General features: G+C 70.3%; 11 protein-coding genes and 2 tRNA genes. 10 read left to right on the top strand and 3 right to left on the bottom strand.

Annotated elements, in window-relative coordinates:
- The 10 genes from EOINJALH_RS18980 (at position 1) to EOINJALH_RS18935 (ending at position 10,178) form a co-directional block, all read left to right on the top strand.
- Entirely contained in the window at positions 1-1,722 is a 1,722-nt protein-coding gene (locus EOINJALH_RS18980; protein WP_088282927.1) for a GspE/PulE family protein, read from the top strand.
- Positions 1,694-2,464: a hypothetical protein gene (locus tag EOINJALH_RS18975; RefSeq protein ID WP_088282925.1), complete on the top strand. Its 771-nt coding sequence runs from the start codon at positions 1,694-1,696 to the stop codon at positions 2,462-2,464. The genes EOINJALH_RS18980 and EOINJALH_RS18975 overlap by 29 nt, the downstream gene beginning before the upstream one ends.
- Positions 2,461-3,069, top strand: a complete 609-nt coding sequence (locus EOINJALH_RS18970; RefSeq protein ID WP_088282923.1) for a hypothetical protein — start codon at positions 2,461-2,463, stop codon at positions 3,067-3,069. The genes EOINJALH_RS18975 and EOINJALH_RS18970 overlap by 4 nt, the downstream gene beginning before the upstream one ends.
- The gene (locus EOINJALH_RS18965; RefSeq protein WP_088282921.1) at positions 3,066-3,638 is read left to right on the top strand and encodes a hypothetical protein; all 573 of its coding nucleotides are present in this window, start codon (positions 3,066-3,068) and stop codon (positions 3,636-3,638) included. The genes EOINJALH_RS18970 and EOINJALH_RS18965 overlap by 4 nt, the downstream gene beginning before the upstream one ends.
- Positions 3,635-4,162, top strand: a complete 528-nt coding sequence (locus EOINJALH_RS18960; protein WP_088282919.1) for a hypothetical protein — start codon at positions 3,635-3,637, stop codon at positions 4,160-4,162. Before EOINJALH_RS18965 ends, EOINJALH_RS18960 begins: the two co-directional genes overlap by 4 nt.
- Positions 4,163-6,223: a secretin N-terminal domain-containing protein gene (locus EOINJALH_RS18955; protein ID WP_088282917.1), complete on the top strand. Its 2,061-nt coding sequence runs from the start codon at positions 4,163-4,165 to the stop codon at positions 6,221-6,223.
- 4 nt (positions 6,224-6,227) lie between these two features.
- Positions 6,228-6,725 (top strand): type II secretion system protein, encoded by a 498-nt coding sequence (locus EOINJALH_RS18950; RefSeq protein ID WP_088282915.1) that lies wholly within the window; start codon positions 6,228-6,230, stop codon positions 6,723-6,725.
- 43 nt (positions 6,726-6,768) lie between these two features.
- Positions 6,769-7,158, top strand: coding sequence for a type II secretion system protein (locus EOINJALH_RS18945; protein ID WP_234413924.1), 390 nt, complete (start codon positions 6,769-6,771; stop codon positions 7,156-7,158).
- On the top strand, positions 7,130-7,663 hold the full coding sequence (locus EOINJALH_RS18940; RefSeq protein WP_144290089.1) for a type II secretion system protein: 534 nt from the start codon (positions 7,130-7,132) through the stop codon (positions 7,661-7,663). Before EOINJALH_RS18945 ends, EOINJALH_RS18940 begins: the two co-directional genes overlap by 29 nt.
- A 247-nt stretch (positions 7,664-7,910) precedes the next feature.
- Positions 7,911-10,178, top strand: a complete 2,268-nt coding sequence (locus EOINJALH_RS18935; protein ID WP_144290088.1) for a hypothetical protein — start codon at positions 7,911-7,913, stop codon at positions 10,176-10,178.
- A gap of 256 nt (positions 10,179-10,434) precedes the next feature.
- Here EOINJALH_RS18935 and EOINJALH_RS18930 read toward each other — a convergent pair.
- The 3 genes from EOINJALH_RS18930 to lon all read right to left on the bottom strand — a co-directional run bounded on the left by EOINJALH_RS18930 (position 10,435) and on the right by lon (position 13,177).
- Positions 10,435-10,508, bottom strand: a tRNA-Cys gene (locus EOINJALH_RS18930).
- Between the two features lie 64 nt (positions 10,509-10,572).
- Positions 10,573-10,648, bottom strand: a tRNA-Gly gene (locus tag EOINJALH_RS18925).
- Between the two features lie 96 nt (positions 10,649-10,744).
- Entirely contained in the window at positions 10,745-13,177 is a 2,433-nt protein-coding gene (gene lon / locus EOINJALH_RS18920; RefSeq protein ID WP_088282907.1) for an endopeptidase La, read from the bottom strand.
- Positions 13,178-13,223 lie beyond the last annotated feature (46 nt).

Genomic DNA, 13,223 nt, shown 5'->3' with positions numbered 1-13,223 from the left:
ATGGGCGCCGCCGATACGTTCCTTGCCGCAGCCGAGCCACCCGACCACGTCGCGGTGGAGCAGGCGCGCCAGCGCGCCCGCCAGGAAGGCCGCGCGTCCTACCTCGATGCGCTGGTCACCGGCCCGACGGCGGATGCCGACCAGGCCGGCGCGCTGGTCGCGCGGTCCCAGGGCCTGGACTGGCTGCCGGCCGACGCGATCGAGCGGCTCGACATGGACATGGACCTGGTGCCCTTCGTCGAGGCCAGCGGTCGCTTGTGCGTGGCCTTGCAGCGGCCGGGCGAGCCCTGCCTGATCGCCGTCACCGACCCGCTCAACGAATCGCTGCGGCTGTGGATCGAGCAGCGCCTGCTGCAGCACCCCCGCTGGCCGGTGCACTGGGCCGTGGTCGGCCGCGACGCGCTGTCGGCCTACCTGCGCCGCCGCGAGCGCGACGTGCGCGTCAGCGCCGGCACCGGCGGTGGCGCGGCCGACGAGGCACGGCGAGGCGAGGCGGGCCTGTCGCTGACCATGGCCGACCTCTATGCGGCCGACAGCCCGATCGTGCGGCTGGTCAACGGCACGCTGATCGATGCGCTCAACGTCGATGCCAGCGACATCCACATCGAGACCGACGCCGACGGGCTGACCGTGCGCTACCGGCTCGACGGCGTGCTCAACACGGTGCAGCGCGTCGACGGCAAGGCGGCGGCGGCGCAGTTCATCTCGCGGCTCAAGGTGCTGTCGGAACTGGACATCGCCGAGCAGCGCGTGCCGCAGGACGGCCGCCTGACCGTGGCCCTGGGCGACCGCAGCATCGCGCTGCGCGTGTCGATCATGCCCAGCCTGCATGGCGAGGACGCCGTGCTGCGCGTGCTGGACCGCCGCGCGCTGGCCGCCGGCCGCGACACCCTGAGCATCGAGACCCTGGGCCTGGAGCCCCGCGACGCGGCCTTCGCCCGCCGCATGGCCAACCGGCCGCACGGCCTGTTCCTGGTCACCGGCCCCACCGGCAGCGGCAAGACGACCACGCTGTACGCGCTGCTGCAGGAAATCAACGATGGTCTCGAGAAGATCGTCACCGTCGAAGACCCCGTCGAGTACGAACTCAAGGGCGTGCTGCAGATCCCGGTCAACGAGGCCAAGGGCCTGACCTTCGCGCGCGGCCTGCGGTCGATCCTGCGCCACGACCCCGACAAGATCATGGTGGGCGAGATCCGCGATGCCGACACCGCCACCATCGCGGTGCAGGCGGCGCTCACGGGCCACCAGGTCTTCGCCACCGTGCACGCCAACAACGTCATCGACGTCGTGGGCCGCCTCACCTCGATGGGCACCGACGCCTACAACCTGGCCGCGGCGCTGAACGGCGTGCTCGCGCAGCGGCTGGTGCGGCTGAACTGCCCGGACTGCGCGACACCCTTCGTGCCCGACGAGGTCCAGCTGCAGCACAGCGGACTGGCGCCCGACTGGCCACGCAGCCGGCGCCTGATGCGCGGGCTGGGATGCGCCCACTGCCGCGGCACCGGCTTCCGCCAGCGCCGCGCGGTGGTGGAGACGCTGGCCATCGACGACGAGATGCGCGCGCTCATCAGCCAGCGCGCGCCGCTGCGCACGATCCGGGCGGCAGCCCGGCAACTGGGCATGCACTCGCTGCGCGACACCGCGCTCGACCTGGTCGCCGACGGGCTCACCACGCTGGAGGAAATCAACCGTGTCACCTCGCTGGACGACGCGGCTTGAGGCCACGATCGGCCCGTCGGGCCAGGTCGTCACGCTGCGCAGCCGGCTGCCGTGGCGGCGTGGCCGTCCCCTCTGGCAGGCCGAATACCCGGCGCCCACGTCGCGCGACGGCGCCCCGGCCGCCTTGCACGAGGCCCTGGCGGCGGCGCGGGCATCGGTGGACGAACTCGGTGCGCCATGGCCGACAAGCCTGCTACTCGAGATCGACGACGCCTGGGTGCAGCACGCCTGCCTGCGCGGGGCCTTCGACGCCATGGGGCATCGGGCCATCGCGGAATCGGTCCGCGGCTTCTTCGCCCAGGCGCTGGGCGCGCCCGCCGGCACGCTGGCGCTGTGCTCTCTGCCGCAGCCCGATGGTCGCTCACTGTGGGTGTCATGCCTGCCCGTGGCCCTTTGCACGGGCCTGGCCGAATCGGCCATGGCCCACGGGCTCGCGCTGACCTCGCTGCGCCCGGCGGCGCAGGGCTACCTGGGCGATCGCCGCCGCTGGCCCCGCGACGGCGTGCTGGCCCTGCCCCATGGGGCCGGCGTGCTGCTGGCCTGCCGGCGGAACGGCAGCTGGGTGGCCATGTCCAACGAACTGAGGCCCTTCGACGCCGCGGTCGGCGAGCGCGCCGCGGCACTCAGCCACTTCCACGGCACCGTGCTCGCCGACGGCATGCGCTGGGCGGCCACGCCACCGGGGCAGGCCCCGCTGCCGGGCTGGACGCCGGTGGCGACATCGAGGGCAGGCCGGCCATGACGCGTCGCGCCGCCACGCCGGCCCGCCTGGGCACCGACCTGCCGCGCGCGCTGGACTTCGTCGCCCGGCCGGCCTGGGGTGCCTGGGCCTGGGGCGCCTGCGCACTCGCGGTCGTGGCCTGCGTCCTGGCGGCCTCGGCGGTCTCGGGCTGGCGGCAGCAGGGCCGGCAGGTCGACGAACTGGCCGCTCGTCTGTCGCGGCAGGCGCCGGCGCGCGCCGCACGCGCCGCCCCACCCACACCGCAAGACCTGTCATTGGAGCGCGACGCTCTGCTCAGCGCGCAGGAACTCGGGGTCGCCTGGGGCGCCTTGCTGACCCACCTGGCCCAACAGGGGCAGCGCGACATCGCCCTCACCCAGCTCGAGCCCGACGCCACGGCCGGCTCGCTGCTGATCGGCGGCCAGGCCAGCACGCCCGAGGCGGCGCTGGCCTACGCTCGGCGCCTGGCCGATGGCGCCGTGCTGGAAGGCGTGCAGTTGCTGTCGCACGAGCCGACCGCCGAGGCGAAGCAACTGCCCACGCGATTCCGAATCGCTGCGCGGTGGTCGCGCACGGACGCGGCCGAGGTGCCGCCCGCGGGCGCTGCAGCAGAGCCGTCGAAATGAGCGGGCAGCACCTCGCCGACGCAGGCCGCCGCCTGATGCGCCGCCAGGTCTGGCGCTGGCGCGATCGCCTCGGCACGCCGGGTCTCTTGGCACTGGGCCTGGCCGTCCTGGCGCTGGCCGTGGCAGCAGGGGCCGTGCATGACACCGGCTCGCTGCAGGCCGAAGAGGCCCGCCTGCGCGACGCCCTGGCGGCTGCGGCAACCGCGCGCACCACACGCCCGGTCGCGACGCAGACCCCGGCGCAGGCCGTGCTGCAGCGACTGCCATCTGCCGCGCAGCGCCCCGACGATGTGGCGCTGGTGCTGTCGCTGGCCCGCGCGCACGGGCTGATCGCGGCGCCGATGCAGTACCGCCTGCTCGAGCGGCGCTCCGAGGGCATCGAGCGGCTGGAGATCACGATCGGTGCCGACCATGCCTACGAGCCCTGGCGTGCGCTGATGATCGACCTGCTCAACCGGCTGCCGCACGCCACCGTGGCGCAGGCCTCGTGGTCGCGCAGCGAGGTCGAGGGCGACGACAAGACGCAGGCCCGGCTGCGCATCGTGCTGTACCACCGGAGGCAGCCATGACCGGGCGGGTGCGCCCCTTGTGGTGGGCCGCGTTGGCCGCCACGGCCGCGTGGACCGTGGTGGCCCTGTGGACCGACGACGGCGGCCGGGCGGCCGAACCGGTCGAGCCGGTGGCGATCGCCAGAGCCTCGCGGCCATCGACGGGCCCTGCCCACACGGCCATTGACGACGCAGCGTCGGCCCGGCTGCTGAACCGAGAACCGCTCGACCCGACGGCCGGGCGCGGCGTGATGGATGCCGTGGCCGTGCCGCCGCCTCCGCCGCCGGCGGTGGCGGCGGCGCCATCTGCACCGGCGGCCCCCGCCGGACCGCCGCTGCAACTGCTGGGCGTGGTCAAGACCGGCACGCCGACGCCACATGTCTTCTTCTCGCTCGCCGACCGGCTGATCCAGGCCCGGGCCGGCGACCTCATCGACGGCCGCTTCCGCGTCGACGAGATCAAGCCCGACAAGATCATCGTCACCGTGCTGCCCGAACAGCGCCGACTGGAGATCCCGATCACCACCGCACCGCCAGGGGGCTGAATGTCCACCCACGACCACACCAACCACCGATCGCACCGACGCCGCGGCGCCTGGTTCGCGCTCGCCATGCCGCTGCTGGCCCTGGCCCTGGCCGGCTGCACCGCGATGCGGCTGCACGACGAAGGCCTGCGGCTGATCGAAACCGGCCAGGGCCGCCAGGGACTGGCCCTGCTGCGCCAGGGCAGCGAACTGGAGCCCACCAACGCGCGGCTGCGCGTGGCCTACCTGCGCGAACTCAACCAGTGGCTGGCCAGCCAGGCGGCACGGGCCGAGGCCCTGCGCAGCAAGGGCGAACACGACGCCGCACTGGCGGTCTATCGCGACATGCTCGACTGGCAGCCCAGCCATGCCGGCGCGCAGCGCGGCGTGCTCGCGGTCGAGGCGCACCGGCGCCGTGGCGAGCAGTGGCAGGCCGCCGAGGAGGCGCTGGCGCGCCGCGACCATGCCGCCGCGCGCCGCCTGGCCCAGGATCTCACCCGCACCGACCCGGCCGACCTGCGCGCGGCCCAGCTGCTGCAGCGCGTGGGCGACGAAGAGGCCCGCCACGCCCGCGAGGCCGAGGCGCGCCGCAAGACCGATTCGCCGATGGCCAAGCCGGTGTCGCTGCAGTTCCGCGAGGCCGGCCTGAAGATGGTGTTCGAGGCGCTGTCGCGCAGCACCGGCATCAACATCGTGTTCGACAAGGACGTGCGCGCCGACCTGCGCACCACGATCTTCGTCACCAACGTGCCGCTGGAGGAAGCCATCGACCTGGTGCTGGTGCAGAACCAGCTCGCCCGCCGCATGCTGACGCCGAGCTCGGTGCTCGTGTACCCGGCCACCGCGCAGAAGCAGCGCGAATACCAGGAACTGCACGTCCGCACCTTCCTGCTCAGCAACGCCGATGCCAAGCATGTGCAGAACGTGCTGAAGACGCTGCTGAAGGTGCGCGACGTGGTCGTCGACGAACGCGCCAATGCCATCGTGCTGCGCGAGTCGCTCGAGACGCTGGACGTGGCGCAGAAGATCATCGCGTCGCAGGAGAGCGTCGAGCCCGAGGTGATGCTGGAGGTGGAGGTGCTCGAGGTCTCGCGCGACCGCCTCACCGCACTGGGCCTGCGCTGGCCCGACAGCGTGTCGCTGAGCACGCCCAGCAGCACCGGCGCCACCCTGGGCGCGTTGCGCGCGCTGGGCCGGGACGACCTGGTCCTCAGCCCCGGTCTGTCGCTGGCGCTGAACCTCAAGCTGCAGGACACCGACGCCAACCTGCTGGCCAGCCCCCGCCTGCGCGCGCGCAGCCGCGAGAAGGCCAAGGTGCTGATCGGCGACAAGGTGCCGGTGATCGTCAACACCGTCACCCCGGTGCAATCCGGCGCGCCGGTGGTGACCGGCTCAGTGCAGTACATCGACGTCGGCCTGAAGCTCGAGGTCGAGCCCCAGGTGTACGCCGAGGGCGAGGTGAGCATCCGCGTCAACCTCGAGGTGAGCAACATCGTCCGCGAGATCGCGGGCCCGCAGGGGTCGCTGGCCTACCAGATCGGCACCCGCAACGCGCAGACCGTGCTGCGCCTTCGCGACGGCGAGACGCAGGTGCTGGCGGGCCTGATCAGCGACAGCGAACGCAACACCGGCAACCGCGTGCCGGGCGTCGGGCAGTTGCCAGTGCTGTCGAAACTGTTCGGCAGCGACTCGGGCAACCGGTCCAAGACCGAGATCGTGCTGTCGATCACGCCACGCATCGTGCGGCACCGGCCCGTCGACGTGGCCCATGGCGACGTGGCCTCGGGCACCGAGGCCAGCGTGCGCGGTGGCGTGTCGACCGCGCCGGTGTCGTCGCCCGAGGGCCGCCCGGCGCCCGCGCCCATGCCGTCACTGGCGGCGCCCCGGCCTGCCGGTGCAGCGCAAGGCCCCGCCTCCACGCTGACGCCGTCGCTGGTGATCAACCCCGGCGCCGACGCCGCCGCGGCGTCCAGCCCACCCGCGTCGCAGGCGCCGTCCGCGGCACCAGCGGCACCTGCCGCGCCTCCCGTGAGACCCGGCTTTGCACCGCCAGTGCAGCCGCCAGCCGCCGGGGGTTCTTGACGCCATGGCCCCGACAGCCGCCCGCGCGCTTCGGCGAGCCGCAGGCTTCACCCTGGTCGAACTGCTGGTGTCGGTGGCCATCATCGGCGTGCTGGCCAGCATGGTGCTGCCGATGGCCGAGGTGACGATCCGCCGCCAGCGCGAGGCCGACCTGCGCGGTGCGCTGCGCGAAATCCGGCGCGGCATCGACGCCTACAAGGCGGCCAGCGACGCAGGCCTGGTGGACCGCCGGGCACTGCGCAGCGGCTATCCGCCGTCGCTTCGCGCGCTGGTGCAGGGCGTGCCCAACCAGCGCGATCCGAACGGTGCGCCGATGCGCTTCCTGCGCCGCATCCCGCGCGATCCGATGGCGCAGGATGCGCAGGTGCCCGACGAGGACACCTGGGGCCTGCGCAGTTACCTCAGCCCGCACGAAGCGCCCCGCGTCGGCGAAGACGTGTTCGACGTCTATTCCCGCGCACCGGGGGTGGGCATCAACGGCATCGCCTACCGGCAATGGTAACGTTCACATGACGCGTCCAATGCGTCCCTCGCGAGCGCCCCCGATGGGCGGCTTCACGCTGATCGAACTGTCGGTGGTGCTGGCCATCGTCGCGCTGCTGCTGCTGCTGGTCACGCCGCGCTACTTCGGTGCGCTCGACCGCAGCAAGGACAAGGTGCTCGCTCACAACCTGCTGCAGATCCGTGCCGCCATCGACCAGTTCCACGCCGACCGCGGCCGCTACCCCGACTCGGTGCGCGAACTGGTGGACCAGCGCTACCTGCGCAGCATGCCGGTCAACCCGGTCACCGAGTCGACCGACTGGCAGACCGTGGCACCACCGCCGGGTGAAGCGGGACGGGTCTACGACGTGCGGCCCTCCGATGCGCCCGCAAGCCCCGCGGCCCCGGCGTCGACCGCAGGCGTTGTCGCTGCCGATGCACCAGCGGATTGATGTGCGCGGGCCCGCATCGCGCGGCCTGGCATTGCTGGCCGTGCTGCTGCTGGTGGCCGTGCTCGCGACGACCACGATGCTGACGGCCCAGGCCTGGTCCACCCAGGCTCAGCGCGCGCGTGAGGCCGAACTGCTGGCCGTGGGCACCGAGATGCGCGCCGCGCTGCAGTCGTACCTCCGCAACACGCCGAACGGACCGGGCCAGTTGCCCACCTCGCTGGAGGACCTGACACTCGATCGGCGCTATCCGACTCCGATGCGCCACCTGCGGCGTGTCTACGCCGACCCGTTCACCGGAAAGCCCGAATGGGGACTCATCCGCTCGGGAACTGGCATCATCGGGTTCCACAGCCTTGGCGAAGCCGTACCCCTGAGGCGCAGCGGCTTCCCGACGTGGGCGAGCGGCTTCGAGGATGCCCGTCACGTGGGCGACTGGCGCTTCGTGATCGACGCGCCGGCAGGCGCCTCCACAGCGTTCCCGGAACGCGTCCAGCCTCGCCCCTGAGGCAAGAAAACTCCCCCCGTGACCCAGGGGGAGTCCCCCCCAGATGACGGGGTATCCCCCGCGCCCCAGGGGAGTCCCCCAGGCGTGCGGGGGGTGCGACATCACGGCGCATCACAGGCTGCATCTCGCGGCAGACACTCGCCTCCGTGCACGTTCGGTGATCAGCCGGAAACACGCGAAACCGGAAAGTCACGAGGATCGCATCCTCGACTGGACGCCCATCATGTCTGCTATTTGGAGTACCCCCGTGAAGTCAATGAAGTACAAGGGCGCGCTGTGCGCCGTCGCGCTGGCCGCGACAACGTTCGCCGCGCACGCCGACCTGGCCCGCGTCGGTCCGCGCAATCTGCCGTCGCCCGCCGGACATGGCTTCCCGCTGTGGTACCAGGATCTGAATGGCCTTGCGCTCGACCTCTGCCTGCCCAACGCCACCGACCCGGGCAGCCTGCAGATGACCGCCTGCCTGCAAACCACGCCGGCGCCCTACGCCTTCCCGGGCGGCTTCCCCGACGAGGCGTTCTTCTTCCGCGGCACGTCGGACCTCGCCCTGCCGAATGGCCTGCGCGCCGTGCTGGTCACAGCCCTCGAAGCGGCATTCGGCGGTGGCGCGGCCGCGGTCAACGACCAGGTCGTGTTCACGCGCATCCGCATCACCGCAGGCGTGCCCGAGCCCGGCAACTACGTGTTCACGCACCCCTACGGTGTGCGCGCCGAGACGGTCGACGCGGCCACCGGCGCCCGCGACATCACCTACACGCTCGACCAGGGCCTCGTGCCGCTGGAGTTCACCGGTGCGCTGCGCGGCCAGTTCGGCCCCTTCCTGCGCGCGGCCGATGCCGCCGGCGCCGCGCTGGCGCCCGTCACCCTCAACGGCGCCCAGTTCCTGTCCGACGGTACGCCGACACGGGTCACCGGCAGCCCGTTCAACACCAACATCTTCATGATGTGCGGAACCCGCTTCGACGGCACGCCGATCGTGCTGGGCAACGCCGGCCCCAACGGCAACTGCGCCAGCACCAACCTGTTCACGCTGACCGGCCGACTGCACGACATGGTGGCCAGCCCCATCGGCAGCCCGCTGTCGGTGCCTGCGTCCACCTACAGCCGCGACGCGAACGGCACGCACATCAACGTCAGTGCCCAGGTGGGCCGCGCATTGGCCACTCAACCCGTGCCCTTGCTGACCGCCGCGTCGGCGCAGACGCCGCCCGTGCGCATGCAGGGCCCCGATGTGCTGGACCGCTACTTCACGCAGGGCTTCACCGACCCCACCGGCACGCTGCCGGGTCAGGTCACCGTGACCAACAGTGGCGACAACCCGCCCACCAGCGTGGTGGCCGGCACGAACGACGTGGTGACGATCGTGTCCAACTCGTACGACGCCAGCACCCAGACCCTGACGGTCGTCGCCACCAGCAGCGACAAGGGTTTCGGCACCTCGCTGCCGCCCAACATGGCGATCGAGGGCCTGGTCACTACGGTCACCCCAGGTGGCATCGCCGGCGACCCGGCCTCGCAGACGCTGGTGGCCACCGGCGTGGCCATCCCGCCGTCGCAGGTGATCGTGCAGTCCACCGCGGGCGGCATCGGCCGCGCGGACCTGGCCACCAACCCGAACCTGGCCTACGCCGCCGGTTCGCCGTTCACCCGTGACGACACCATCTCGGTGGAAGCCGGTACGGCGCCGGTGGTGATCCCCGTCCTGGCCAATGACCTGGCCAATGTGGCCGCCCCGATCAATCCGGCCTCCTTGACCATCCTGGCCCCCGGCCTGGCGCCCAACCTGGGCACGCTGACGCCCAATCTGGTGGACGGCACCGTCACCTTCACCCCGGGCCCGCTGGTCGGCACCGCCACCTTCCGCTATACCGTATCCTCGGCGGCCGTTCCCGGCGCATCCAACGTGTCGACGGTGACCGTCAACGTGACCGCGCCCGCCGGCGGCCCGGTGCCGGTGACCGTCGCTGACAGCACCGTGGTCGTGGCGACTCGCACGGCAACCATCAACGTGCTGGCCAACGACAGCGGCAATGGCGGCGCCCTGGATCCGGCAAGCGTCCTGGTCGATCCGGCGTCGGTCACTGGCGGCACGGTGTCGGTGAACCCGACCACCGGCGTCGTGTCGTTCACCGCAGGCGCCACCCTGGGCACCACCTTCGGGTTCAACTACACGGTGGCCAACGTCGGCGGCAATCGGTCGGCCAGCTCCAGGGCGGCTGTTCGGATCCGCGCCAATGAGGCCATCAGCGTGGCTGCTGGCGCGGACTGCACGCGCAGCAGCAACCGCTGGCGCATGAGCGGCACGGGCGTTGAACCCAACGCGACCATCACGCTGTACACCACCGGCACTGTTCCGGCAGCGCCGACGGCAGCACAGACGGTGGCCACCGTCACGGCCAATGCGACCGGGGCCTGGGCCATCGATCGCTCGGGCGGGCCGGCCTGCACCTCGTCGACCAGCCTGCGCACACAGTTGGCGTCCGTGCGCAACGGCATCGCCGTGCGCATTCGCTAAGCCGGGAGTCCGGGCGCCTGACACGGTGCCCGGCAGGATGCACACCTCGTGATGCCGCGGGGCCGTTCGCGGCCCCCGTTTTCGTTGGGGATGCGAAAGGCATCAGCCAACGCCATCGACCACACCGGCGACGATGTCCCTGCCACCGCTGACAGCCGCGCCCGTCGCCGGGCCATGCAGCACGTCAATGCGAAGACCGGACGACGCAAAGCCCCAGATGCAAGGCACCTTGGGGCTCGAAACGGAGAGGGGAATCTGGAGGCGCGATCCGGAGTCGAACCGGACTGGACGGATTTGCAATCCGTTGCATAACCGCTTTGCTATCGCGCCAGGGCACGGCTGAAAAGCCGGCATTCTGACAAAAAGGGGAAGCCGTGGCTTCCCCTTTTGAATTTGGAGCGGGAGACGAGGCTCGAACTCGCGACCTCAACCTTGGCAAGGTTGCGCTCTACCAACTGAGCTACTCCCGCACATCTTGCGATGCTTGCCGGTCGATTTCTCGTCCGGCGAAGCACGCATTCTATACCGACATTTTTAGGCTTGGCAAGCCCCCTGCCGCCAACTATTCAATGCGGCAATGTGTCGCCACCCGCAGCCGCCACCGGCACATCGGCCTTGGCAGCCGGCTCCACTTTCGACGCCGTCGCATCGTCTTCGGGCAGCGCTTGCGGCATCTTCTCGAGGGCGAGTTCCAGCACGCGCTCGATCCAGCGCACCGGCACGATCTCGAGGTGGTTCTTGACGTTCTCGGGAATGTCCTGGAGGTCTTTCACGTTCTCCTCCGGGATCAGCACGGTCTTGATGCCGCCCCGGTGAGCCGCCAGCAACTTTTCCTTCAGGCCGCCGATCGCCGTCACCTCGCCGCGCAAGGTGATCTCGCCAGTCATCGCCACATCGGCGCGCACCGGGATGCCGGTGAGTGCGGACACGAACGCGGTGGTCATGGCAATGCCCGCGCTCGGCCCATCCTTGGGCGTGGCGCCATCGGGAACGTGGATGTGGATGTCGCGCTTCTCGAACAGTTCTTCGCGCACACCCAGTCGGGCCGCACGACTGCGCACCACCGACCGCGCGGCCTCGACCGATTCCTTCATCACATCACCGAGGGAGCCGGTGCGGATGATGTTGCCCTTGCCCGGCATGATGGCGGACTCGATCGTCAGCAGATCACCGCCCACCTCGGTCCACGCCAGACCCACCACCTGTCCGACCTGATTCTTCTTCTCGGCACGACCGTAATCGAACTTGCGCACGCCGAGGAAGTCGTTCAGGTTCTCGTCGGTGACGACCACCTTGCCATCGGTCTGCTTGAGCTGGATGCCCTTGACCGTCTTGCGGCAGATCTTGGAGATCTCGCGCTCGAGTGACCGCACCCCGGCCTCGCGGGTGTAGTAGCGGATGATGCCGCGGATCGCAGACTCGGCAACTTCCATCTCCTCGTCCTTGACGCCGTTGTTCTTCTGCTGCTTGGGGAGCAGATAACGCTGGGCGATGCTGACCTTCTCGTCCTCGGTGTAACCCGACAGGCGGATGACCTCCATCCGGTCGAGCAGCGCCGGCGGGATGTTCATGGAATTGGACGTGGCCACGAACATCACGTCCGACAGGTCGAAATCGACCTCGACGTAGTGGTCGCTGAAGGTGTGGTTCTGCTCGGGGTCGAGCACCTCGAGCAGGGCCGACGACGGGTCGCCACGGAAATCCATGCCCAGCTTGTCGATCTCGTCGAGCAGGAACAGTGGGTTGCGCACACCGACCTTGGTCAGGCTCTGCAGCACCTTGCCCGGCATCGAGCCGATGTAGGTGCGGCGGTGGCCGCGGATCTCGGCTTCGTCGCGCACGCCACCCAGCGCCATGCGGACGAACTTGCGGCCGGTGGCACGGGCCACGCTTTGGCCGAGCGATGTCTTGCCCACGCCCGGAGGGCCGACCAGGCACAGGATCGGCGCCTTGACCTTGTCGACGCGCTGCTGCACCGCGAGGTACTCGAGGATGCGTTCCTTGACCTTCTCGAGGCCGAAGTGGTCTTCGTTGAGCACGGCTTCTGCATTGGGCAGGTCGTGCTTGACCTTGCTCTTCTTGGCCCAAGGCAGGCCGATGAGCGTGTCGATGTAGTTGCGCACCACCGTGGCTTCGGCCGACATCGGCGACATCAGCTTGAGCTTCTTCAGCTCGCCCTCGGCCTTCTTGCGACCTTCCTTGGACATGCGGGCGGCGAGGATCTTCTTCTCGAGTTCCTCGAGATCGGCACCCTCTTCGCCATCGCCCAGTTCCTTCTGGATGGCCTTGACCTGCTCGTTCAGGTAGTACTCGCGCTGGCTCTTCTCCATTTGGCGCTTGACGCGGCCACGGATGCGCTTCTCGACCTGGAGGATGTCGACCTCGTGCTCGAGCAGTTCGAGCAGTTTCTCGAGGCGCTTGGACACCTCGAACAGGTCGAGCACGGACTGCTTGGCTTCGAGCTTGAGCGGCAGGTGCGCCGCGATGGTGTCGGCCAGGCGACCCGGATCGTCGATGCCCGCGATGGACGTCAGGATCTCGGGGGGGATCTTCTTGTTGAGCTTGACGTACTGGTCGAACTGCTGCGTCACGGCGCGGCGCAGGGCCTCGACCTCGGGCGAGGCCTCGCCACCCGGCTGGACCGGCACGACCTCGGCCGTGAACAGATCACCGGCGTCGGCAATGCTCAGCGTGCGGGCACGCTGCACGCCTTCGACCAACACCTTGACGGTGCCGTCGGGCAACTTGAGCATCTGCAGCACGCTCGAGACGCAGCCGACCTCGAACATGTCCTCGGGCTTGGGCTCGTCCTTGCCGGCGGCCTTTTGTGCCACCAGCATGATCTGGCGCCCCGCTTCCATCGCGGATTCGAGTGCCTTGATCGATTTGGGCCGTCCCACGAACAGCGGGATGACCATGTGGGGGAAGACGACCACATCGCGCAGCGGCAACAGCGGCAGCGTCAGCGGATCGGCGGGCAGGATGGGATGTCCAGACATGGAAACCTCTCTTTCGCAGACCGAATTGGGGTCTGTCAGCGCGAAT

Source organism: Ideonella sp. A 288, assembly GCF_002198735.1.
Lineage (GTDB): Bacteria > Pseudomonadota > Gammaproteobacteria > Burkholderiales > Burkholderiaceae_C > Pseudaquabacterium.
Note: the sequence above shows the minus strand (reverse complement) of the source record. Positions and strands in the feature narration are given on the sequence as shown.

Bases quoted from the DNA above. Each gene is read 5' to 3' on its own strand.
- lon (WP_088282907.1), bottom strand. From the start codon at position 13,177: ATGTCTGGACATCCCATCCTGCCCGCCGATCCGCTGACGCTGCCGCTG.
- EOINJALH_RS18955 (WP_088282917.1), top strand. From the start codon at position 4,163: ATGTCCACCCACGACCACACCAACCACCGATCGCACCGACGCCGCGGC.
- EOINJALH_RS18980 (WP_088282927.1), top strand. From the start codon at position 1: ATGGGCGCCGCCGATACGTTCCTTGCCGCAGCCGAGCCACCCGACCAC.
- EOINJALH_RS18970 (WP_088282923.1), top strand. From the start codon at position 2,461: ATGACGCGTCGCGCCGCCACGCCGGCCCGCCTGGGCACCGACCTGCCG.
- EOINJALH_RS18945 (WP_234413924.1), top strand. From the start codon at position 6,769: ATGGGCGGCTTCACGCTGATCGAACTGTCGGTGGTGCTGGCCATCGTC.
- EOINJALH_RS18965 (WP_088282921.1), top strand. From the start codon at position 3,066: ATGAGCGGGCAGCACCTCGCCGACGCAGGCCGCCGCCTGATGCGCCGC.
- EOINJALH_RS18960 (WP_088282919.1), top strand. From the start codon at position 3,635: ATGACCGGGCGGGTGCGCCCCTTGTGGTGGGCCGCGTTGGCCGCCACG.
- EOINJALH_RS18950 (WP_088282915.1), top strand. From the start codon at position 6,228: ATGGCCCCGACAGCCGCCCGCGCGCTTCGGCGAGCCGCAGGCTTCACC.